The organism is Ensifer sp. (assembly GCF_035999185.1).
In the GTDB taxonomy this organism is placed as follows: domain Bacteria; phylum Pseudomonadota; class Alphaproteobacteria; order Rhizobiales; family Rhizobiaceae; genus Ensifer.
The window spans coordinates 19,751-39,805 of sequence record NZ_DASYHB010000059.1 but is presented as its reverse complement, the minus strand read 5'-3'; the positions used below and the strand labels follow the sequence as shown (position 1 = coordinate 39,805).

Genomic DNA, 20,055 nt, shown 5'->3' with positions numbered 1-20,055 from the left:
GCATTTTTGTTTCCGGCTTCACAATCCTGTTGCAACGGGCCTAATATAGAAGGTGCAGATGCCGAATCGATCAGGAGAATACGCTTGACGATTGCAGTCTCACCACAGGCCTTACCAGCGCTCGTCTTGAACGCTGACTATCGGCCGCTGAGTTACTACCCCTTGTCGCTTTGGTCCTGGCAGGACGCGATCAAGGCAGTCTTCCTTGACCGCGTAAACATCCTTGCCGAATACGAACATTCGGTGTCGTCTCCGAGTTTCTCGATGCGACTGCCGAGCGTTGTTTGCCTCAAGAGCTACGTGCAGCCCTCGCGCCACCCGGCCTTCACCCGGTTCAACGTGTTCCTGCGCGACAAATTCGAATGCCAGTATTGCGGTTCGCCCGACGATCTCACCTTCGATCACGTGGTGCCCCGCGCTCACGGTGGCCAGACGACCTGGGACAATGTCGTGGCAGCCTGCTCGCCCTGCAATCTGCGCAAGGGCAGCAAGCTGCCGAAGCAGGCCGGCATGTTCCCGCACCAGCGGCCCTTCCAGCCGACGGTTCAGGACCTGCACAACAACGGCCGGCTCTTCCCGCCGAACCATCTGCACGAAAGCTGGATGGACTATCTCTACTGGGACGTCGAACTGCAGCCCTGACGCTGTTCGTATCCTCTTGCCGGATCAAGCCCAAAGCGGGATCGGGAAGGTGCGTGCGCTCGTCCGCGCCCAACGTTGCCGTACGGCCGAAGGTCATCCGCTCGTTCGGGTCGACCGGATGGTCACTGCGCCTTTGCAGCGCCGCGAAGTGCGATCGCTGCGAGAATGAGGCTGGCGATCACGTTCCAGCCGGCAAAGGACAGGCCGAGCACCCTGAGTGCTGCTTCCGTGCAGGACGGGCCGTGCTTGGAATCGAGGTCGCCAAGCAGATCGCCGACATTGGACGAGACCCCCTGCGCCGTCGTCGCGCAGGTCGACGGTCCTTCCCAGAAGTGCCACTCGGCGCCCGAATGATAGACGCCCATGCCGGCGCCGACGAGCATCAGGATGCCGACGATCAGGAGCAGGGTACGAGTCGTCCAGGCCGGCAGCCTGAATGCGCTGGTGGCGATCGCAAGAACGCCAACGGGAATGCCGTAATAGTAGGGATCGCGCTGGAGAAGGCAGAGCGCACAGGGGATATAGCCGCCGATATGCTCGAAGCCGAGCGCGCCGCCGACGGTCGCTGCCATGCCGAGCGTTGCGACTACGGCGATGAAGAGGTGTTGGCGGGATGTGGCGGCGGCGTCGATCATCTATACCTCGCGGGCGACAGGCCATCGGGGGCGCATGCCGCAGTGCAAACTCGATGGCGCCTTCTTAGGCAGGATCGCCTCAGCTGTAAATCGCGGGCGCTGCGACGGCTCCGCACGCTTTCGTGATTGTCATCGGGACATCCTGAAAATGATGGTTGACCACGGCGAAATCCTTCGTGTAAATCCGAGCCGCTGATATCGCACTTCCCTGAGCCCCATTGGCGGAATTGGTAGACGCGCTCGACTCAAAATCGAGTTCCGAAAGGAGTGCTGGTTCGACCCCGGCATGGGGCACCACTTTACCTGCATCATACTGTTTTCGGTGCTGCGTTGTTTCGGTTCCCGCGCAGGGACAGAAGGCTGGGCGTCGCGGACCTGTATCTTCCATATCATGCCCAAGTACGTCGCGGCGGCGTGTTGCTATCGGAAGGCGGTTTCGGGTAGGTACCCCTTTTCTGTAAGTTGCAGGGGTCCGGGCGGCATGGAATTCAGAAGAATCGTTAGTCTTGGGGCATTGTGCGAGGCTCAGTATCAAATACGCCGCTTGACCAATGACACGTCGGAACGGGCAAGGTACGTCGTTGGCCTGAAAAGTGCGGCGCTTGGCTGCCCCAGCTCGGTATTTTCCTGGCAGATCACGCCGCTTCCAGCCCTGTTCGAGTATTTCAAGCGCGACTTCAAGGGGATGATGGAGTTGGGCGACCTCGCCGTGCGCGATCGCGTGGTCGTAAACACAAGGTTTCATACGCAACACCATCACGAGTTCAAGAAGGATTTATCGGACGAAGGTGTGGCGGAGTCATTCCCGATCGCACGACGAAAACACGATGCGATGTGCGAGCGCACAAGGAGGCTGGTCGGAGACGATGAGCCGACCTTGTTTGCATTGGCCCGCTCTCGCATCTCTGCGGAAGAGCTGAGCGAACTTACAGATCTCATAAGGTTTCGCAATCCGTCCAAACGCTTCGATTTCCTGCTCGTCGAGGCCGCGGACGGACATGACTGGACTGGCGATGACGGCGCCTGGAACGAAGCGTTCAGGGCGTTTGAATATAGCAGCAAGCTTAGACTTGCGGAGCGATTGCTGATCCACGCGCTGAAAGCGAAGTCGCAACTGATCCGCCTGCGCGGACACTTGGAAACAGGGAAGTTTTAGGCTGCGTGCTTACTGACTGGCCTCATGGGCCATTGCGGTGGCCCTTTCCTTGAAGACAGCTGAGAGAAGGCCGTCCGACGGTATCTGCCTGTCGATTCTGTCGCAGTGACATCCATGCCGTTTTCGATAAAACAGAATGGTCTTTCTGTTTTGGTGGCGGCGATGCTCGATTTGATTTTCCCGTATTACCTCTGGATCAAGGCGGCACATGTCGCTTCGGTGGTCATCTGGCTCGGCGGCCAATGCCTGCTTGCCGTCCAGCTCGGCGGCCATCGCCAGGTGCTTGCGCAAGGCGGCAACGCCGACCTGTTGGCCGTGGCCGAGCAACGCAGCCTACGTCTGGTCGTCAATCCGGCGATGCTGGCCACCCTGTTGCTGGGTGCGACGCTGTTTTTCTTGCGGGGACCGGAATCGCTTGGTGAGCCCTGGTTTCAGGTCAAGCTTGCCTGCGTCGTTGCCATGACGGCGCTGCACGGCGCAATTGCGGCGACCGCCGCTTCGCTTCGCCGCGGCGACGAAGAAGTTTCCGCCGGTCGCGTGCGCGTCTTGCAAATGGCTGGCCCTGTACTGACCGCTGCCATCATCTCCATCGCCGTCATCAAGTGAGGTCGCCCGTGTCCGAACAGAAAGCCCAAAACCAAGTCTCCGCCTTGCTGCGCATGGCAGCAATTGCCGAAGGGACGACGCTGCTCCTGCTCGTCTTCGTCGGCGTCCCGCTGAAACACGGTTTCGGCATCGCCGAGGTCACGCGCTGGCTCGGCCCGTTGCACGGCCTTGCCTTCCTGACCTACATCTGGGCCGTAATCAACGAACTGTCATTGCGCGACCAGCCGCGTGGCTGGGCGGCAAAGGCGATGATGTTCAGCTTTCTGCCGGGCGGGACCTTCTGGTTCTTCCGGCGTTCGATAGCGGCCAAGGGGTAAGCGTCGTGGGCTACGAGAAGGGACTTCGCACGCGCGACGAGATCCTCGACGCCGCCGGGCGCCTGGTTTTCGTTCGTGGCTACGCAGCATCCTCCTTTTCGGAGATCACCGCGGCACTCGGCATATCGCTCGGCAAGATCACCCATCACTTTCCGAGCAAGGCTGCCCTGTTCGAGGCACTGTTTGAGCAGGCGGTGGCGCATTTCCGAGAGCAGACGCTTCCGATCTTCGAGGACCCCAGCCTTTCTCCGCTGCAGCGGATCGAGCGGGTGCTCTTCCGGATCGAGACGTTCTACGCCTCGCAGGGCGAAATCATCGGCTGCCCGGTGGGTCAGACGATGGCCGACCCGGTGACGGCAACCTTGGCCATGCGCGAACTGGCGACCGGGGTGCTGGCCGACACCGAGCGGATGATGGCGCTCAACCTCGTCGAAATGGGGTGGTCGCCGCAGCAGGCGGCGTCACGGGCTGCCATCGTGACGGCCGCCTGGCAGGGGGCGGTGCTCCTCGCCCGAGGCGGCAGCGGGATCGGCGGCTTTCGCCGCATCCTTGGCCATGTCAGGACGCTTCTCGCCGAACCGCCACACGGTTGAGTGCGGTCATCGCTCCATCCATTGAACAGACAGGGGTGAAGGTGTTAGGTGCGCTGCAGCACAAAATCTGTCATGGCAGCGTCATGTTACCGAAAATCGAGACCTACGACGAACTCTACGGCACCTTCCGGTGGCAGATCCCTGAGAGGTTCAATATCGGCATTGCCGTCAGCGATGCCTGGGCGGCGCGCGAACCGGAGCGTGTCTGTCTCCAGCATTTTGATCCCGATGGCGCGCATCTGTCGCTGACCTACGGCGAATTCGCCCGGCAATCGTCCGCCTTTGCCAAGGGGCTTGTCGGGGAAGGCATAGCGCCCGGTGAGCGCGTGGCGATCCTCTTGCCGCAAGGCTTCGAAACGGCGATTGCCCACGCGGCGATCTACAAGCATGGTGCAATCGCCTTGCCGCTGGCGCTGCTTTTCGGCGTCGAGGCGCTGGAGTACCGGCTGCGCGATGCGGGTGTTTCGGCCATCATCACCAATGGCTTTGGCTACGAGCGCATCGCGGAAATCCGCGATCGGCTGCCGGACCTGCGCCTGGTGGTGTTGGCGGAGGAAGAGCCTCGGCCGGGAACGATTGCCTTTGCGGCGCTCGCATCCGGCGACCCCTCCGGCTTCGTGCCAGCAGACACCGGCCCCGACGATCCGGCACTGATGATCTATACGTCGGGCACCACCGGGCCGCCAAAGGGTGCGCTTCACGGGCATCGGGTTCTGCTCGGCCATCTGCCGGGCTTCGAGTTCCACCATCATTTCCTGCCGCGGCCGGGCGACCGGATGTGGACGCCGGCCGACTGGGCCTGGGCCGGGGGCTTGCTCAATGCGCTGCTGCCGTCGCTTCTGCATGGCGTACCCGTCGTGTCGTCGCCGGCGCAAAAGTTCGATCCGCATACGGCGTTTCGTATTCTGGAAGAGATGGATATCCGCAACGCCTTCATTCCGCCAACGGCGCTTCGACTGATGAAGGCGGTCGAAAATCCGCGCGAGCGCTATCGCCTCAATCTGAGAACCATCGGTTCGGCCGGCGAGGCCCTCGGTCGCGAGACCTATGAATGGGCGAAGGCAGCGCTCGGCCTCGAAGTCAGCGAATTCTACGGCCAGACGGAATGCAACATCGTCATTTCGTCGGCGGCAGATCTGGGCGTCGTCAAGCCGGGCTCGATGGGCAAGGCCGCACCCGGCCACCGCGTGGCGATCATCGACGGCGAGGGCCGGGAACTGCCAGCCGGAAGTGTCGGCCAGGTGGCGGTGAAGCGGCCCGATCCGGTGATGTTCCTCGGCTACTGGGGCAAGGAAGCGGCGACCGAGCAAAAGTTCATCGGCGACTGGATGACAACGGGCGACCAGGGGGTGATGGACGAAGAAGGCTACTTCACTTTCTTCGGCCGCGACGACGACGTCATCACGTCATCAGGCTATCGCATTGGCCCGGGCGAGATCGAGGATTGCCTTGCTGGCCATCCGGATGTTCAGCTCGCCGCTGCCGTCGGCAAGCCGGATCCGCTGCGCACCGAGATCGTCAAGGCATATGTCGTGCTGCGGCCCGGCGTGACCGCCAACGAGCAGGTCGCGGCATCGATCCGCGAATGGGTGAAGACCCGGCTTTCTATGCACGAATATCCGCGCGAGATCGCCTTCGTCGACAGCCTGCCGCTGACGACGTCGGGCAAGGTTATCCGGCGGTTCCTACGCGAGCAGGCGGCAGCCGAAGCGCGGGGAGACGAGGTCCAGGCGTCGGCATCCTGACGCGCATCAGCGTCAGCCGGCCTGGCCGATAGCTCCCTGAAAACTGCGTTCATAGGAACGCATGGCGCGCTCTAGCGTCCGGCCAACGCCTTGATCTTGTCGCGCAGGATCCGTGCCATGTTGCGGGTGTTGCGGTAGAGATGGAGCTGGGCTGCCACCTGGCGCACCTCGCGGTCGCGCGTCTGCTGCAGGCCGATGACCAGCGTCCCCATCTCTTCGCGCTCCTGCCAGAACCGGCTCATGATCGGGTGGTCCGGCACGGCGCAGGAATCCGAGCGGGCGATGTTGGCATCGTCGAGGTGCCATTCGGTCAGTTCCGCAAGCAGAAGCTTGCCCGGCGAGAACTTGGCATAGCGCTCGTCATAGGCGGTCTTCCAGGTATAGGCCTCGCCCGACATCAGGAACACGACCATCGAGGCAATCGCCTTGCCGTCAAGATCGAGCGTATGGATGCGCACGCTGTCACCGTCGGCGAGATTGGTGATCGCCTCGCGGGCAAAGGCTGCGCGGAAGCGATCGAGCACCATGGCGCTGCGGCCCTTGCCCTTCCATCCGGACGCCTCGAGCGCCAGGAACTCCTCCATGCGCAAGCGGATCTCGGCGGGCTGGCGGGCAACCGAATAGGTGAGCTGGCCTTCCTTCGCAAGTTTGTTCCATTGCCGCCTCAACTCGCGGAAATGGGCCGGGCTGATGGAATTGCGCAGATAGGTTGGGCCGTCGAGCAGGCTTTCGAGCATGGGGCGGCTGAAGCTGTCGGTGACCGTCAGCGGCAGGTTGCGGCCGATGGCGACGGCGCGGGTGAGGCGGGCGACCTTGCCGTTCAGCCGCATATCGGGCAGCACGAGGATCGACGGCAGACCGGTTGCCGGCGCTGCGAAAGCTTCAAACAGGTTGTCGATGGTTTCGGCCGCGTCCTCGGCGTCAAGCAGCGGCACGCCAAGCGGGCCGAACGGGTTCGACCAGGCACGGATGATCGGTGCGCCGATCGAGAAGCCCGGCTTCTCGATCGAAAACGGCATCAGGAAGCGAAGCCGGCTGCGGCGTTCGTCGTTGTCGCGCATGATCGCGAGCCGGATGACGCGTTCTTCCAGGCGCGGCATGGCCGGTGCAAGAAAGCGGCCGGTGAAGAACACGTTCGGCTCGAGCGCGCGGTTGGACAGGAAGTCGAGTTCACGCTGCAGCTCGTAGCCGGCCTTGGCCGGGTAGATGGCAAGGTGGCGTCCGGGGCGGCCGACCTCGATCATGTGTTCCGCAGTCGGTCCGCTGTCGCCGGCCTGGGCCAGGCCGCCCAGAACCGTTGCGGCCCGGCTGTTTGCATCGCTCGGAAGATTGGTATTGCCGATCATGGATGGACAGCCCCGTTGTTATCATTGCCGGTCCGCGCCCCTGCAAAGGCAAAGAGCGCGAAGCCGAAGGTACGCCGGACGGCGATGTGCAGCAGCATCGCCTCGACGAACATAGCACCAGCGGTTGCAAAAGCAGCACCGCTCAGTCCGAAAAGAGGGATGAGGCTCAGGTTGAGTGCGATGTTGGCCAGCAGCGCGCCGGCATAGAGGATCACGCAGAGTGTCTGCTGGCCGGCCATCGTCAACAGAGTTTCGGCCGGGCCGACGAAGGCCTTGGCGAGAATGCCGGCAAAGAGGATCGCCATCAGCGGCAGCCCGGTGACGAAAGCGGGGCCGAAGAGCGAAAGCAGGAAGGAGCCGGCCAAAAGTACAAGGGCGCCGACCAGCAGCGACGGCCAGAAGGCCCAGCGCGCGCTTTCGATTGCGATGGCGGGTATCTGGGAGGCGTCGCGGGCCATGGCGTTTGCAACGCGGGGGCCTGCCGCCGCCTTGACGGCAAACATCACGAAGTGCACGAGCGCCATGGTCTTGGCGGCCGCGAAGTAGATCGCGACGTCGGCCGGATCAAGATAGAGGCCGACGATCACGACATCGGAATTGGTCAAAAGGAAGCCGAAGCCGTCGACCATGAAGATGGGGACAGACACCCTGAGCCAGCGGCGAAGCTCGATGCGCCGCGGTCCCGGCACATAACGCGAGCGCAGCCGATAGGTCAGCACGAGGAATTGCGAGACGGTGGTCACATAGGCAGCCGCCATGGCTGCGATCATGGCGGTTTGGGCGGTGTGGGGCGCGCCTGACGTGACGGCCACAACCATGAAGACAAGGACCAGCAAAGGCCGGATGATGAAGGTCGGGCTCATGGCGGACAGCGCCCAGCCATGGGCGCGGGCCGTTCCGTCCATGACGTCGCCAAGCGAAATCATCGGGAGCGTGAACAGCCCGAGGTAGAGCGGCAAGATGTAATATGTCTCGACATGTGCGCCGAAAAGCCAGAGGCCGGTGAGCCCGACGGCTGCGACCGTCGTGGCCGAAACCAGAGCGAAGACGCGCACGGTCGTCGTCACACCGCGAATTTCGTCCATGGCCGCGGTTGCCTGATACTCAGGCAGGAAGCGGATCACGATGGAATGAAAACCGACGCAGGAAAGACTGCCGAAAAGAATGACGAGCACCCAGACGAAGACGAAGATGCCGTATTCGAACTCACCCATCAGCCGCGCAAGGATGATCTGCGACAGGAAGGCGATGGCCGCGCTGACGATGCGGATGGTGAAGGCGACGAGCGCCATGCGGCGTGCGGCGTTCTTGGGGTCGGAACTGGTCACGGTGGCCGCCAGCGCGCCGGTCAGCGCGCAGAGCCGGTGTCTCAGCGCCGACGGCAACATACGTCCGGCCGTTTGACATACCGCCATGAACACGAGGACACCCTGAAACTACGCAATACAGGGCTTCAGTACTGCCAGAACAGCGTTAACAAACGGTTCAGCGCGGTTGTAACGATGTAGCCAATCATGCCGATTGACGACCGCCGCGGCGGACCCTCGAACTGCCGTCAACCTTGGTTGACGGCGTCAATTTCGTCAACTAATGTTGACGCATGCTTGACCTGCACACCATCACCGTTCCAACCGACCCTGAAGAAGCGCTCGCCGCCGTCGTTGCTCTGCGCCGGCTCGCCGACAATATCGAGCGCCAGGCCGTGCGCTCGGCCCTCAGCCAGGGCTGGCCGTGGTCGAGGATTGCCCAGGCCCTCGGGATCACCAAGCAGGCGGCCCACAAGCGCCTTTCGGGCGTGGCGGCAGACATGAGTTCCACTTAAGGGGATTGCGATGTTCCAAGGATTGAAATCGAAGCTCAATGACATGGGCACCGTCAAGCTTCTCTGCGAGCGGGCGGAGACCCACGCCTTGCTGGATCAGCAGCGGGAGCCCGGTGCCGAACATTTCCTGTTGGCCGCGCTCGATCTGCCGGATGGCACCGCGCGTCTCGCCTTCGAGAAGGTAGGGGCGGAGCCTGACGCGCTTAAAGCCGCGATCGAACGGCAGTATGCCGATGCGCTTCGTGCAATCGGCCTGGCAGCGGACGTACCGGCCGGCACGCCGATGCCGGCAAAGCCCGGTCTCTATCAGGCTGCTTCCTCGGGTCGGGAGATCATGCAGGAACTGGCGGCGGGCCGAAAGGATCACGGCCCGCTCCTCGGTGCACATGTCGTCGGACTTGTCGCAGGCATGTCGCATGGGGTTGCGGCGCGATCTCTCCGTGCTTTGGGCGTCGATCCCGCCCACCTGAAATCGGCAGCCGATGCAATCGTTGACGTCGCCCAAGCGAAGGCGTGAGATCGCTCAATCGCGTTCCTGCAACTGAAAATGCCGCCGGAGAGGCGGCATTTTCAGTTTAAAGGGGAGGCGGCCGGGAGCCGTTCTCTCGGGCCTTATGCCTCGTAGATGCCGTGGCAGTGCTTGTACTTCTTGCCGGAGCCGCAGGGGCACATCTCGTTGCGCGAGACCTTGCCCCAGGACAACGGATTGGTCGCGTCGCGCTGCACCGGCGGTGCTGCCAGAAGCGTTCCGGCGCCGGCGCCGAAATCGTCTTCGCCGGTCAGCGGGTCGATGTGGTGACCGTGCATGGCCGGCGGTACCGGCTGCGGCGCTTCGGCCGCTTCACGCACCAGTTCGACGCGCATGAGTTGTGCCGTCACGGCCTGGCGCAGGTTGCCCAGCAGGGCCTGGAACAGCTCGAAGGCTTCGGACTTGTATTCCTGCAGCGGGTCGCGCTGCGCATAGCCGCGGAAACCGATGACCGAGCGCAGATGGTCGAGGTTGACGATATGCTCGCGCCAGAGATGGTCGAGCGTCTGCAGCACGACCGAGCGCTCGACGTACTGCATGATCTCGGGGCCGAAGCGTTCGGCGCGATCGGCCGCTTCCTTCTCGGCAGCGCCCATGACGCGTTCGCGAATATCGTTTTCGTCGATGCCTTCTTCGGCCGCCCATTCGACAACCGGCAGGTCGAGATTGAGGTACTGCTGAACGTCGGCCTTCAGGCCCGCAACGTCCCACTGTTCGGCATAGGCCTTCTCAGGGATGCGCTTGCTGACCATTTCATCTACGACTTCGGTGCGCATGTCGGTGACGGTTTCGGTGACGCTTTCGGCGTCCATCAACTCGATGCGCTGCTCGAAGATCACCTTGCGCTGATCGTTGAGAACGTCGTCATATTTCAAGAGGTTCTTGCGGATGTCGAAGTTGCGGGCTTCGACCTTCTTCTGTGCACGCTCGAGCGCCTTGTTGATCCAGGGATGGACGATGGCTTCGCCTTCCTTGAGACCCAGCTTCTGCAGCATGCTGTCCATGCGGTCGGAGCCGAAGATGCGCATCAGGTCGTCCTGAAGCGACAGGTAGAACTTGGAGCGGCCGGGGTCGCCCTGGCGGCCGGAACGGCCGCGAAGCTGGTTGTCGATGCGGCGGCTTTCGTGGCGCTCTGTGGCAAGGACATAGAGACCGCCGGCGGCGAGCGCCTTTTCCTTCAGCTTCTGCACCTCGGCGCGGATCGCCTCGATGCGGGCTTCGCGTTCCGGGCCGGGCTCGACTTCCGAGAGCTCCTGCTGGATGCGCATGTCGAGGTTGCCGCCGAGCTGGATGTCGGTACCGCGGCCTGCCATGTTTGTGGCGATCGTGACTGCGCCGGGCACGCCGGCCTGCGCCACGATGAAGGCTTCCTGTTCGTGGTAACGGGCGTTCAGAACCTGGAAGTTGTTGAAACCCGACTTCTTGAGCAGATCGGCAAGCTGCTCGGACTTTTCGATCGACGTCGTGCCGACGAGCATCGGCTGGCCGCGCTCGTGCGCCGACTTGATTTCGTCGATGATCGCCTTCAGCTTCTCGCCCTGCGTGCGGTAAACCTCGTCGTCTTCGTCGATACGCTTGATCGGCAGGTTGGTCGGTACTTCGACCACTTCAAGCCCGTAGATGTTGCCGAATTCCTCCGCTTCGGTCGACGCCGTACCGGTCATGCCGCCAAGCTTGGAATACATGCGGAAGTAGTTCTGGAAGGTGATCGAGGCGAGCGTCTGGTTCTCGGGCTGGATCTGCACCTTTTCCTTGGCTTCGAGCGCCTGGTGCTGGCCTTCGGAATAACGGCGGCCTGGCATCATGCGGCCGGTGAATTCGTCGATGATGACGATCTCGCCGTTGCGGACGATGTAGTCCTTGTCGCGCTGGAACAGCTTGTGGGCCTTGAGCGCGTTGTTGACGTGGTGGACGATCGCGACGTTTTCGATGTCGTAGAGCGATTCACCCTTCAAGAGACCTGCCTCGCGCAGCAGGTTTTCGAGCTTCTCGGTGCCTTCTTCCGAGAAGTTGGCCGAGCGCTGCTTCTCGTCGATTTCGTAGTCTTCGGCCGCAAGCAGGGGGATGAATTCGTTGATCGTGTTGTAGAGGTCCGAGCGGTCGTCGAGGGGACCCGAAATGATCAGCGGCGTGCGCGCCTCGTCGACGAGGATCGAATCCACTTCGTCGACGATCGCGAAGAAGTGACCGCGCTGAACCATCTGGCCGCGCTCGTACTTCATGTTGTCGCGCAGATAATCGAAGCCGAGTTCGTTGTTCGTCGCGTAGGTGATGTCGCAGGCGTAGGCGTCACGGCGCTGCTCGTCCGTCAGCCCGTGGACGATGACGCCGGTGGTCAGGCCGAGGAACGAGTAGACGCGGCCCATGGTGCCGGCGTCGCGCTGGGCGAGGTAGTCGTTGACGGTAACGACGTGCACGCCCTTGCTCGCCAACGCGTTCAGGTAAACCGGAAGGGTGGCGACGAGCGTCTTGCCTTCGCCGGTCTTCATTTCGGCGATCGCACGTTCGTGCAGGATCATGCCGCCGATCAGCTGGACGTCGAAGGGACGCAGGCCGAGCACGCGGCGGGCTGCCTCGCGGGCAACCGCAAAGGCTGGAACCAGAAGGTCGTCAAGCGTCTTGCCGTCTTCCAATTGCTTGCGGAATTCAACGGTCTTGGCGGCGAGTGCCTCATCCGACAAAGCCTTCATGTCGGCTTCAAGAGCGTTGATGGCATCCACCCTGGCCTTGTAGCCACGCACACGGCGATCATTGGAAGAGCCAAACAACTTGCGGGCTAGGCCGCCGAGACTGACCATATGAATGGTCCTTTCTTTTTTGTTGCCTGAGGTCTCATGGCTGCGCCGTGAAAAACCGCGCAATGCCGTGAAACGCCCGGAAACTGTTCTGGACGCGAGGTTGCGTGACAGATAAGAGGGGGGTCGAATTATGTCAACGCACTTGCACAGCTGGACGGCTACAGAACCGCCACATTCTGGTGGTGTGCAGCCGCTACAAGCTTCAGGCAATTGCGCCGATGGCCAATGTGAAAGGTTAGTGAGCATGTCCAAGTTGAAGACCCTGGCCGCCGCGGCACTGGTTGCGGCGATTGCCGTTCACGGCGCGAGGGCGGAAGATGCCGATCCGGTGGTCGCCAAGGTTGGTGGCCAGGAAGTGCGCCAGTCCGAACTCACCCTTGCTCTTGGCGGCCTCGACCCGCAGCTGCAGCAGATGCCGGAAGAGCAGAAGCGCGCGGCAGCACTGTCGGCAATCATCGACGTCAAGCTCCTGTCGAAGACGGCCGAGAAGGAAGGCCTGCAGGACGACGCGACCTTCAAGCAGCGGGTCGCCTACCTGACCGAGCGCGAACTGCACAACGCCTATTTCAAGAAGCACGTCGTTGACGCCATCACCAAGGAAGAGGTGAAGGCCCGTTACGACAAGGAAATTGCAGCGATCCCGGCTCAGGAAGAGGTCAAGGCGCGCCATATCCTGGTCAAGACCGAAGACGAAGCCAAGGAAATCATCAAGGAACTCGACGCTGGCAAGAGCTTCGTCGAGCTCGCCAAGGCAAAGTCGACCGATCCGAACAAGGGCGACGGCGGCGACCTCGGTTATTTCACCAAGGGCCGCATGGTGCCTGAGTTCGAAACGGCCGTTTTCGCGCTTGATAAGGGTGCCTACACCAAGACCCCGGTGAAGACCCAGTTCGGCTTCCACGTCATCCTGGTCGAAGACAAGCGTCCGCAGGCCCCGCCGCCGCTGGAGCAGGTCGAGCCGCAGGTCCGTCAGCTTGTGATGCGCGACAAGTACATTGAGCTGCTTGCTGCTGCCAAGAAGGACGCTGGCGTCGAGATTTCCGATCCGGAGCTGAAGAAGGCCTATGACGAGGCCAACAAGGCCCAGGAAGCACAGCAAGCAAAGTAATCCGATCGACAGGCCCCGCTTCGGCAGGGTCTGCCATCACCGCTTTTTGTCGATGCCCGGCGGTGAAAACCGTTCGGGCATTTGTCGCAAGATCGCGGTATGAAGTTTCGGCGGGACGCTCACCCCGCTCTAGATTCAATCACGTCACAGCAGGTTTCCCATGTCCGGCTCCGTTTCTCCGCTCGCTCCGAAAACCTTCGCCGAAATGCCCTCCGTCCGCGGTGTCCGCATGGCGACCGCTGCCGCTGGCATCAAGTACAAGAACCGTACGGACGTGCTCATGATGGTGTTCGACCGACCGGCGACCGTTGCCGGCGTGTTCACCCGCTCCAAGTGCCCCTCGGCTCCGGTCGACTTCTGCCGCAAGAACCTTGCCGGTGGTGTGGCGCGTGCTGTCGTCGTCAACTCTGGCAATGCCAATGCCTTTACCGGCAAGAAGGGACGCGAAGCGACGGAATTGACCGCAAAGTCAGCGGCAAAGGCCGTCGGCTGCGCGGAGAGCGAAGTGTTCCTGGCATCGACCGGCGTCATCGGCGAGCCGCTGGATGCGACGAAATTTGCCGGCGTTCTCGATTTCCTCGCGGCTGATGGCACCGAGGACTTCTGGTTCGAGGCTGCCAAGGCAATCATGACGACGGACACCTATCCGAAGGTGGCGACCCGCACGGCCGAGATCGGTGGCGTCAAGGTCACGATCAACGGCATTTCCAAGGGCGCCGGCATGATCGCGCCCGACATGGCGACGATGCTCTCCTTCGTCGTCACCGATGCCGACATTGCCCCTTCGGCCTTGCAGGCGCTGCTGTCGGCTGGCGTCGGCCCGACCTTCAATTCTGTCACCGTCGACAGCGATACCTCGACCTCCGACACGCTGATGTTGTTTGCAACGGGTGCCGCGGCCGCCGACGGACAGACGCAGGTATCCGATGCGGCCGATCCGCGGCTTGAAGGCTTCCGAGTGGCGCTGAACGATTTGCTGCGCGATCTCGCACTCCAGGTGGTGCGTGACGGCGAGGGCGCGCGCAAGATGGTGGAAGTCACGGTCGAAGGTGCGGAAAACGACGCAGCCGCCAAGCGCATCGCGCTCTCGATCGCCAATTCGCCGCTGGTCAAGACCGCCGTTGCCGGCGAAGACGCCAATTGGGGCCGCGTGGTCATGGCTGTCGGCAAATCAGGCGAAATGGCCGAACGCGACCGGCTGGCCATCTGGTTCGGCGATGTGCGCGTCGCCGTCGAGGGCGAGCGCGACCCCACCTATTCGGAAGCGGCGGCCACCGCCGTCATGAAGGAAGAGGATATCACGATCCGTGTCGAGATCGGCCTCGGGTCCGGTCGTGCCACGGTCTATACCTGCGACCTGACGAAGGAATATGTCGAAATCAACGGCGACTACCGGAGCTAAGGTTCCGGTTGGGCGACCGCGGTAAGCCTGGTGCTCCAGGCTGGCAAAGGGTGCAAGATGACATCGAGTGACATTCGGCCGGCGACGGACAAGGTTGTGGCCGAGGGCGGGGAAGTGGCAATGGTGGATCTCCCGAGCGTGCGCCGTCTCGAGGCTGTGGGCTTCCGGGCCTGGCCGGCAGCGTCGGTGCAATACGACGGCAGCTGGTTGATCAGGCTCAATGCGGGCCACGATTCCAAGCGTCTAAACTCCGTCAATCCGCTCGACCCGTCCGACTACCGCGATATCCCCGTTCGTCTGGAGAAGGCCGCAAGGCGCTTTGCCGATTACGGGCGGCCGCTGACCGTACGTCAGACGCCTTTGACGCCGCCGCAACTCGTGGCGCACATGGACGCCGAGGGGTGGTCCGCCTTCGCCAGCAGCCTTGTCATGACGGTCGATCTTGTCGAGCGCGAGTTCGGCGACGGCATCGACCATCTGCCGATCAAGGACGTTGGCCGCTTCGTCGATGCCTCTATCGGCATCGCAAAGAACGACCCGAAGAAGAAGGCGGCACTTGCCGAGATCATCAACGCGATCAAGCCGGAAAACGGCCTCTTCCTGTTCGAGGATGCGGACACGGGCCCAACGGCCGTGGCTCTCGTCGTGCAGGACAACGATCTGGCCGGCATCATGCAGTTTGCGGTGGACGAGAGGGTTCGCGGACAGGGCGTCGGCAAGGCGATGCTCGACGTCTGCCTGCGCTGGGCGCGCCTGCGCGGCGCCAGAAAGGCCTGGCTGCAGGTCGAGGCGGAAAACCAGTCGGCGCTGGCGCTTTATCGTGGCGCCGGTTTCTCCGAAGTCTACAGCTACATCTACAGAACGCCGAGGGCTTGAGGCCATGGACGTCAGCGGAAAGAAGATCGTCCTTGTCGCTGCGTGCGCTCTCGTCGACACCGACGGCCGCATCCTGCTTGCGCAGCGGCCGGAGGGCAAATCGCTGGCCGGTCTCTGGGAATTTCCGGGCGGTAAGGTGGAAGCCGGCGAGACGCCTGAAGAAACCCTTATCCGCGAGCTCGACGAGGAGCTTGGCATCCAAACCAAGGTTGCCTGCCTTGCGCCGCTTACCTTCGCGAGCCACACTTACGATGACTTCCACCTTCTGATGCCGCTCTACGTCTGCCGGCGTTACGAGGGGGTGGCGACCGGGCGGGAGGGCCAGGCGATCAAATGGGTCCGGCCAAAATCCCTCAGGGACTATCCCATGCCGCCGGCGGACGAACCGCTCATCCCGTTTCTCATGGATTTGCTCTGAACTTACCCGAAAACGGATTGATTATTAATCGATCGTTTATCTCCCTCGCGCAAAGATAGCTTCAATTCAGTTTTGGTACGCATCGTTCGCAGATGGCGTGCCGATTTCAGGCATGCGGTGGAACCAAGCTAGGGAAGGACGCTTGCGTCCGCCGTGTGTTGCGCGTTTATGAGGCTGGGATGGTGGACGACGATTTCTGGAGCACAGTTCAGGAAAAGGATCTGGTGACGAGCCAGTCCCGCCGGACGGGTGTGCTCAATCTGTCGCTGTTGTTCGGAACGGCGGTCATCGCGTTGACGTTGATCCTGACGCCGATGCTGTCGTCCAGGACCGACAAGCGCATCATGGCGAACACACCTGTCGATTACGACAACATCTCGACCGGCTCGATCCCTTCAAGCGGGACTACCAAGCGCTACACGGTTCGGCGCAGCGTGCTTCAGGAAATGCCGGGCGCGGTTTGCATCATCGATGCCGACGGCCGCAAGAGCGGCTGCTAAAAACCAGCGGCTGGGCGATGGCGGTCGCCGCCGTCCATTGAAATGCCTTTAATCCCCTTTGGCTTTTTGATTTTTCGGACGTGGCGCAGGCTGCGCCACGCCTGCAGTTGCTCGTTGAAGGCAGGATGCTCCAGCGCCCTCAGGCGTTACAGGGGTTGCTCCTTGGTGCCGAGCGCTGCCGAAAGCCGCTGTTTTGCAGATCCCGGTTTCAGCGGTTTCTGCTGGCTCTCGTGGGGCGCCCAGCCAGAGAGGTAGATGACCGAAAAGGTCGCGCGGACGCGCCCGTCCGGATCAGAGAAGCGCTCTGCATAGATTTCCGCAGCTCTCAGGAAAAAGCGCCGGGAAACGGGCGAGCGGCTGCGTGCCGCAAGCGGGCTGGTCATGCCCATGGCGCGCAGGTCGCGGATGAGTGCAAACAGGGAATCGTAACGGACCGTGTAGGTCTCGGTGTCGGTGACCGGCAGCGCGAAGCCGGCCCGTTGCAGAAGGGCGCCGATGTCGCGGACGTCGGGAAAGGGGATCACGCGCGGGCTGGCGCCGCCCGTCAATTCCGCCTCGGCCGCCAGCAGCGCCTCTCGCAATTCCTGTAGCGTGCCGCTGCCGGGGATGGCGGCCAGGAAAAGTCCATCGGGTTTCAGCGCACGGCGAACCTGGATGAACGCGCCCGGTGTGTCGTTGGTCAGATGCAAGGAAAGCGGCGAGACGATCAGGTTGAAGCTTTCCGGCGCGGCCGGGACCTCCTCAAGTGACGCGACGGTCACCGGCGCCTCGCTTGAGCCGAAGCGTGCGTCCGTTTCGACGCGCTCGATCGCGTCGATCTTGCCGGTTGCTGCGAGTTGACGGGCCGTTTGCCCGGTATAGCCGTGCAGCTCCAGCGCGCGATCAAAATGGCGTTCGACCACGCTGACACGCTCGGCAAGCTCCTCGGCAACGATATCGAGAAGGAAGCCTGCCTTTGGGTCGGCGTTTGCAAGGGCCCTTGCCCGATGCGCCTCAACGAGGCTCTGGTCAAAGATTTTTTCCACGATAGTGTCTCCGCGAGATCGCCAGCAAAGAAACCTTCGGGGGTTCAAAGTCAACCGCATGACATGGAAGAGGTGGCTTAAACCGCAGGAGGGGTGGGGGCGCATGCTGCGAGGCCTGGTGTCGGGCGCGGTTGATCTCGTCTATCCGCCGGTCTGTTGCGGCTGCGGCCGGTTGATTGGCGCTCATCGCGCCGTCTGCGCCTCCTGCTGGGCGACGCTGCCGTTGATCGAGCGCCCTTTCTGCCATGTTCTCGGCACCCCGTTTGCGGTCGATCATGGTGCGGGCGTGGTCTCGCCTGAAGCGATTGCCAATCCACCTGTCTTCGATCGCCTGAGATCGGTGGCGATCCACGAAGGCATCGCGCGCGACCTCGTGCACGGCTTGAAGTATGGCGATCGTACCGATCTTGCGCCGATGATGGCGGAATGGATGATCCGCGCCAGCGACGGTGCCGTCGCCTCCGCCGACGCGATTATCCCGGTGCCGCTGCACGCTTTTCGGCTTTGGGGCCGGCGATACAACCAGTCGGCAGAACTGGCGCGCGCCATCAGCCGGCTTTCCGGCCGGCCCTATGAGCCCGATGTGCTGAAGCGCGTGCGGCGCACGAGCCGGCAGGTCGGTCTCGGGCTGCGCGCCCGCGAGGATAATGTGCGTGGCGCCTTCGCCGTCCTGGAAAGCGGCAAGGCGGGTCTCAGCGGGAAAAGCGTGGTTCTCGTCGACGATGTATATACGACCGGTGCAACCGTCACCGCAGCAACCCGCGCGTTGAAGCGGGCGGGGGCCGGATCGGTCACGGTTTTGACCTTTGCAAGAGCCGTGTCCGGTCTTATATGACAATCAGATGTCCGGCACGGTCGCCGGCAAAGGAGCGGTTCTGGATCATGGCTTCGGTGGTCATTTATACGCGTCAGTTCTGCGGCTATTGTTCGGCCGCCAAGAAACTACTGGAAACCAAGGGCGTTGCGTTCCTCGAACACGACGCGACCTATGATCCCAAAATTCGCCAGACGATGATCGAGAAGGCGCACGGCGGCTCGACCTTCCCGCAGATCTTCATCAACGACATCCATGTCGGTGGTTGCGACGATCTGCACGCGCTCGAACGTGCCGGCAAGCTCGACGGGATGCTGGCCGCCTAAAGCGGATCTGACGTTTCGCGCATCGCCACGAGAGGCTGCCGCCTTCAGCGTTGGTGACGCGCATCAGAGGTAGAATGACAATGACCTTCAAGGCTGCGGCCATTCAGATGTGCTCCGGAACCGATCCGCAGAGGAATGCGGAAACGATGGCGCGTCTGGTGAGCGAGGCGGCGGCGCAAGGCGCGATCTATGTCCAGACGCCGGAAATGACCGGTGCGCTGCAGCGGGATCGTGTTGGCTTGCGGGCGATCCTTAAGGATGAAGCCAACGACATCATTGCAAACGAGGCAGCCAGACTTGCCGGCGAGCTCGGGATCCATGTCCATGTTGGCTCGACGCCGATTGCGCTTGCCGATGGCAAGATCGCCAATCGCGGCCTGCTGTTCGGGCCTGATGGGCGCAAGATCTGCCACTACGACAAGATCCACATGTTCGACGTGGACCTCGACAACGGCGAAAGCTGGCGCGAGAGCGCTGCCTATCAGCCTGGCAGCAACGCGCATGTCGCTAATCTCGACTTCGGCAAGCTCGGCTTTACCATCTGCTACGACGTGCGCTTTCCCGAACTCTTTCGGCAGCAGGCGGTCGCCGGTGCCGAAATCATGTCGGTGCCGGCCGCCTTCACGCGCCAGACCGGAGAAGCCCATTGGGAGATCCTGCTTCGCGCCCGCGCGATCGAAAACGGCCTTTTCGTCATCGCTGCCGCGCAAGGGGGCAAGCATGAGGACGGGCGCGAGACCTTCGGCCATTCGATGATCATCGATCCCTGGGGTCGCGTGCTTGGCTCGGCCGGTCCCTCCGGCGAGGCGATCGTGCTTGCCGAAATCGACGTTGCAGCCGTACAGGCGGCGCGTGCGAAAATTCCCAACCTCAAGAACGCCCGCAGTTTCGTGCTCGATGAAGTGGCGCCCACCGGGAAGGGAGGCGTTGCCGCTTGATCCGCTATACGCTTTCTTGCGATAACGGCCATTCCTTCGAGGGCTGGTTCTCGTCGAGTGACGATTTCGACCGCCAGGTCGAACGCAAGCTGTTGTCCTGCCCCACCTGCAACTCCCTGTCTATTGCCAAGCAGCTGATGGCGCCGTCGGTCGCGACCGCACGCAAGAAGGAAGCGACGCGGGCGGTGATCATGGACCAGGCGCAGAAGGAAACGATCGCCAAGATCCGCGAACTGGTGAAGACCGTTCGCGAGAACGCCGACGACGTCGGCGAGCGCTTTCCTGAGGAGGCGCGCAAGATCCACTATGGTGAAGCGGAAGAACGCGGCCTGATCGGCAAGGCGACGGCGGAAGAGGCCGTGGCGCTTCTGGAAGAAGGCATTGCCGTCGCGCCGCTGCCGATCTTGCCTGACGACGTCAACTGAGGACGCGCACGATCCGCGTGGATCGCCACCTCAA

At 62.4% G+C, this 20,055-nt stretch carries 22 protein-coding genes and 1 tRNA gene; 18 read left to right on the top strand and 5 right to left on the bottom strand.

All coding sequences use genetic code 11. The annotated features are described in order from the left end of the window. Nucleotides 1-84 precede the first annotated feature (84 nt). Nucleotides 85-642, top strand: coding sequence for an HNH endonuclease (locus tag VGO04_RS06265; RefSeq protein ID WP_034797858.1), 558 nt, complete (start codon nucleotides 85-87; stop codon nucleotides 640-642). Between the two features lie 122 nt (nucleotides 643-764). On the opposite strand, the gene VGO04_RS06260 is transcribed toward VGO04_RS06265, so the two are convergent. Beyond that, complete coding sequence (locus VGO04_RS06260; RefSeq protein ID WP_327495101.1) at nucleotides 765-1,277, bottom strand: disulfide bond formation protein B; 513 nt, start codon at nucleotides 1,275-1,277, stop codon at nucleotides 765-767. Nucleotides 1,278-1,489: 212 nt separating this feature from the next. Here VGO04_RS06260 and VGO04_RS06255 point away from each other — a divergent pair. The 6 genes from VGO04_RS06255 to VGO04_RS06230 all read left to right on the top strand — a co-directional run bounded on the left by VGO04_RS06255 (nucleotide 1,490) and on the right by VGO04_RS06230 (nucleotide 5,694). Further along, a tRNA-Leu gene (locus VGO04_RS06255) sits at nucleotides 1,490-1,574 on the top strand. Between the two features lie 184 nt (nucleotides 1,575-1,758). Then, entirely contained in the window at nucleotides 1,759-2,433 is a 675-nt protein-coding gene (locus VGO04_RS06250) for a hypothetical protein (protein WP_327495100.1), read from the top strand. Between the two features lie 162 nt (nucleotides 2,434-2,595). Continuing rightward, a complete protein-coding gene (locus VGO04_RS06245) occupies nucleotides 2,596-3,039 on the top strand; it encodes a CopD family protein (RefSeq protein ID WP_327495099.1) in 444 nt (147 codons plus the stop codon). Nucleotides 3,040-3,047: 8 nt separating this feature from the next. Beyond that, complete coding sequence (locus tag VGO04_RS06240) at nucleotides 3,048-3,356, top strand: DUF3817 domain-containing protein (RefSeq protein WP_327495098.1); 309 nt, start codon at nucleotides 3,048-3,050, stop codon at nucleotides 3,354-3,356. Between the two features lie 5 nt (nucleotides 3,357-3,361). Next, nucleotides 3,362-3,949, top strand: a complete 588-nt coding sequence (locus tag VGO04_RS06235) for a TetR/AcrR family transcriptional regulator (RefSeq protein WP_327495097.1) — start codon at nucleotides 3,362-3,364, stop codon at nucleotides 3,947-3,949. Nucleotides 3,950-4,032: 83 nt separating this feature from the next. Beyond that, a complete protein-coding gene (locus VGO04_RS06230) occupies nucleotides 4,033-5,694 on the top strand; it encodes an AMP-binding protein (protein ID WP_327495096.1) in 1,662 nt (553 codons plus the stop codon). A gap of 71 nt (nucleotides 5,695-5,765) precedes the next feature. Here the strand turns inward: VGO04_RS06230 and VGO04_RS06225 are convergent, their stop codons facing one another. Together VGO04_RS06225 and VGO04_RS06220 are read right to left on the bottom strand one after the other, a co-directional pair. Beyond that, a complete protein-coding gene (locus VGO04_RS06225; protein WP_327495095.1) occupies nucleotides 5,766-7,040 on the bottom strand; it encodes a GNAT family N-acetyltransferase in 1,275 nt (424 codons plus the stop codon). Then, nucleotides 7,037-8,428 (bottom strand): lipopolysaccharide biosynthesis protein, encoded by a 1,392-nt coding sequence (locus VGO04_RS06220; protein WP_327495104.1) that lies wholly within the window; start codon nucleotides 8,426-8,428, stop codon nucleotides 7,037-7,039. The genes VGO04_RS06225 and VGO04_RS06220 overlap by 4 nt, the downstream gene beginning before the upstream one ends. 212 nt (nucleotides 8,429-8,640) lie before the next feature. Here VGO04_RS06220 and VGO04_RS06215 point away from each other — a divergent pair, with 212 nt between their 5' ends. Then, a complete protein-coding gene (locus VGO04_RS06215; protein ID WP_327495094.1) occupies nucleotides 8,641-8,862 on the top strand; it encodes a hypothetical protein in 222 nt (73 codons plus the stop codon). Between the two features lie 10 nt (nucleotides 8,863-8,872). Next, nucleotides 8,873-9,379: a Clp protease N-terminal domain-containing protein gene (locus VGO04_RS06210; RefSeq protein ID WP_327495093.1), complete on the top strand. Its 507-nt coding sequence runs from the start codon at nucleotides 8,873-8,875 to the stop codon at nucleotides 9,377-9,379. A 95-nt stretch (nucleotides 9,380-9,474) separates the two neighbouring features. On the opposite strand, the gene secA is transcribed toward VGO04_RS06210, so the two are convergent. Beyond that, a complete protein-coding gene (gene secA / locus VGO04_RS06205) occupies nucleotides 9,475-12,189 on the bottom strand; it encodes a preprotein translocase subunit SecA (protein ID WP_327495092.1) in 2,715 nt (904 codons plus the stop codon). A gap of 244 nt (nucleotides 12,190-12,433) precedes the next feature. Between secA and VGO04_RS06200 the strand changes: the two genes are divergently transcribed. The 5 genes from VGO04_RS06200 (at nucleotide 12,434) to VGO04_RS06180 (ending at nucleotide 16,493) form a co-directional block, all read left to right on the top strand. Then, complete coding sequence (locus VGO04_RS06200; RefSeq protein ID WP_327495091.1) at nucleotides 12,434-13,297, top strand: peptidylprolyl isomerase; 864 nt, start codon at nucleotides 12,434-12,436, stop codon at nucleotides 13,295-13,297. A 160-nt stretch (nucleotides 13,298-13,457) separates the two neighbouring features. Continuing rightward, the gene (gene argJ, locus VGO04_RS06195; RefSeq protein ID WP_327495090.1) at nucleotides 13,458-14,699 is read left to right on the top strand and encodes a bifunctional glutamate N-acetyltransferase/amino-acid acetyltransferase ArgJ; all 1,242 of its coding nucleotides are present in this window, start codon (nucleotides 13,458-13,460) and stop codon (nucleotides 14,697-14,699) included. 57 nt (nucleotides 14,700-14,756) lie between these two features. Beyond that, nucleotides 14,757-15,575 (top strand): GNAT family N-acetyltransferase, encoded by an 819-nt coding sequence (locus VGO04_RS06190; protein ID WP_414650516.1) that lies wholly within the window; start codon nucleotides 14,757-14,759, stop codon nucleotides 15,573-15,575. 4 nt (nucleotides 15,576-15,579) lie between these two features. After that, a complete protein-coding gene (mutT, locus tag VGO04_RS06185) occupies nucleotides 15,580-15,993 on the top strand; it encodes an 8-oxo-dGTP diphosphatase MutT (protein ID WP_327495088.1) in 414 nt (137 codons plus the stop codon). 179 nt (nucleotides 15,994-16,172) lie between these two features. Beyond that, complete coding sequence (locus tag VGO04_RS06180) at nucleotides 16,173-16,493, top strand: hypothetical protein (protein WP_327495087.1); 321 nt, start codon at nucleotides 16,173-16,175, stop codon at nucleotides 16,491-16,493. A gap of 146 nt (nucleotides 16,494-16,639) precedes the next feature. On the opposite strand, the gene VGO04_RS06175 is transcribed toward VGO04_RS06180, so the two are convergent. After that, a complete protein-coding gene (locus tag VGO04_RS06175) occupies nucleotides 16,640-17,518 on the bottom strand; it encodes a methyltransferase domain-containing protein (protein ID WP_327495085.1) in 879 nt (292 codons plus the stop codon). A gap of 103 nt (nucleotides 17,519-17,621) precedes the next feature. Between VGO04_RS06175 and VGO04_RS06170 the strand changes: the two genes are divergently transcribed. The 4 genes from VGO04_RS06170 (at nucleotide 17,622) to VGO04_RS06155 (ending at nucleotide 20,021) form a co-directional block, all read left to right on the top strand. Next, nucleotides 17,622-18,353, top strand: a complete 732-nt coding sequence (locus VGO04_RS06170) for a ComF family protein (RefSeq protein WP_327495084.1) — start codon at nucleotides 17,622-17,624, stop codon at nucleotides 18,351-18,353. 47 nt (nucleotides 18,354-18,400) lie between these two features. Then, nucleotides 18,401-18,658: a glutaredoxin 3 gene (gene grxC / locus VGO04_RS06165; protein ID WP_327495083.1), complete on the top strand. Its 258-nt coding sequence runs from the start codon at nucleotides 18,401-18,403 to the stop codon at nucleotides 18,656-18,658. Between the two features lie 80 nt (nucleotides 18,659-18,738). Continuing rightward, entirely contained in the window at nucleotides 18,739-19,596 is an 858-nt protein-coding gene (locus VGO04_RS06160) for a carbon-nitrogen hydrolase family protein (protein WP_327495103.1), read from the top strand. Beyond that, the gene (locus VGO04_RS06155) at nucleotides 19,593-20,021 is read left to right on the top strand and encodes a DUF1178 family protein (protein WP_327495082.1); all 429 of its coding nucleotides are present in this window, start codon (nucleotides 19,593-19,595) and stop codon (nucleotides 20,019-20,021) included. Before VGO04_RS06160 ends, VGO04_RS06155 begins: the two co-directional genes overlap by 4 nt. Nucleotides 20,022-20,055: the final 34 nt, after the last annotated feature.

What these genes read in the sequence shown, in the direction of transcription:
- VGO04_RS06160 (WP_327495103.1), top strand. Translation starts at nt 18,739, where the DNA reads ATGACCTTCAAGGCTGCGGCCATTCAGATGTGCTCCGGAACCGATCCG.
- secA (WP_327495092.1), bottom strand. Translation starts at nt 12,189, where the DNA reads ATGGTCAGTCTCGGCGGCCTAGCCCGCAAGTTGTTTGGCTCTTCCAAT.
- VGO04_RS06180 (WP_327495087.1), top strand. Translation starts at nt 16,173, where the DNA reads ATGGTGGACGACGATTTCTGGAGCACAGTTCAGGAAAAGGATCTGGTG.
- argJ (WP_327495090.1), top strand. Translation starts at nt 13,458, where the DNA reads ATGTCCGGCTCCGTTTCTCCGCTCGCTCCGAAAACCTTCGCCGAAATG.
- VGO04_RS06210 (WP_327495093.1), top strand. Translation starts at nt 8,873, where the DNA reads ATGTTCCAAGGATTGAAATCGAAGCTCAATGACATGGGCACCGTCAAG.
- grxC (WP_327495083.1), top strand. Translation starts at nt 18,401, where the DNA reads ATGGCTTCGGTGGTCATTTATACGCGTCAGTTCTGCGGCTATTGTTCG.
- VGO04_RS06200 (WP_327495091.1), top strand. Translation starts at nt 12,434, where the DNA reads ATGTCCAAGTTGAAGACCCTGGCCGCCGCGGCACTGGTTGCGGCGATT.
- VGO04_RS06230 (WP_327495096.1), top strand. Translation starts at nt 4,033, where the DNA reads ATGTTACCGAAAATCGAGACCTACGACGAACTCTACGGCACCTTCCGG.
- VGO04_RS06170 (WP_327495084.1), top strand. Translation starts at nt 17,622, where the DNA reads ATGCTGCGAGGCCTGGTGTCGGGCGCGGTTGATCTCGTCTATCCGCCG.
- VGO04_RS06250 (WP_327495100.1), top strand. Translation starts at nt 1,759, where the DNA reads ATGGAATTCAGAAGAATCGTTAGTCTTGGGGCATTGTGCGAGGCTCAG.
- VGO04_RS06215 (WP_327495094.1), top strand. Translation starts at nt 8,641, where the DNA reads ATGCTTGACCTGCACACCATCACCGTTCCAACCGACCCTGAAGAAGCG.
- VGO04_RS06190 (WP_414650516.1), top strand. Translation starts at nt 14,757, where the DNA reads ATGACATCGAGTGACATTCGGCCGGCGACGGACAAGGTTGTGGCCGAG.
- VGO04_RS06225 (WP_327495095.1), bottom strand. Translation starts at nt 7,040, where the DNA reads ATGATCGGCAATACCAATCTTCCGAGCGATGCAAACAGCCGGGCCGCA.
- mutT (WP_327495088.1), top strand. Translation starts at nt 15,580, where the DNA reads ATGGACGTCAGCGGAAAGAAGATCGTCCTTGTCGCTGCGTGCGCTCTC.
- VGO04_RS06260 (WP_327495101.1), bottom strand. Translation starts at nt 1,277, where the DNA reads ATGATCGACGCCGCCGCCACATCCCGCCAACACCTCTTCATCGCCGTA.
- VGO04_RS06220 (WP_327495104.1), bottom strand. Translation starts at nt 8,428, where the DNA reads ATGTTGCCGTCGGCGCTGAGACACCGGCTCTGCGCGCTGACCGGCGCG.
- VGO04_RS06245 (WP_327495099.1), top strand. Translation starts at nt 2,596, where the DNA reads ATGCTCGATTTGATTTTCCCGTATTACCTCTGGATCAAGGCGGCACAT.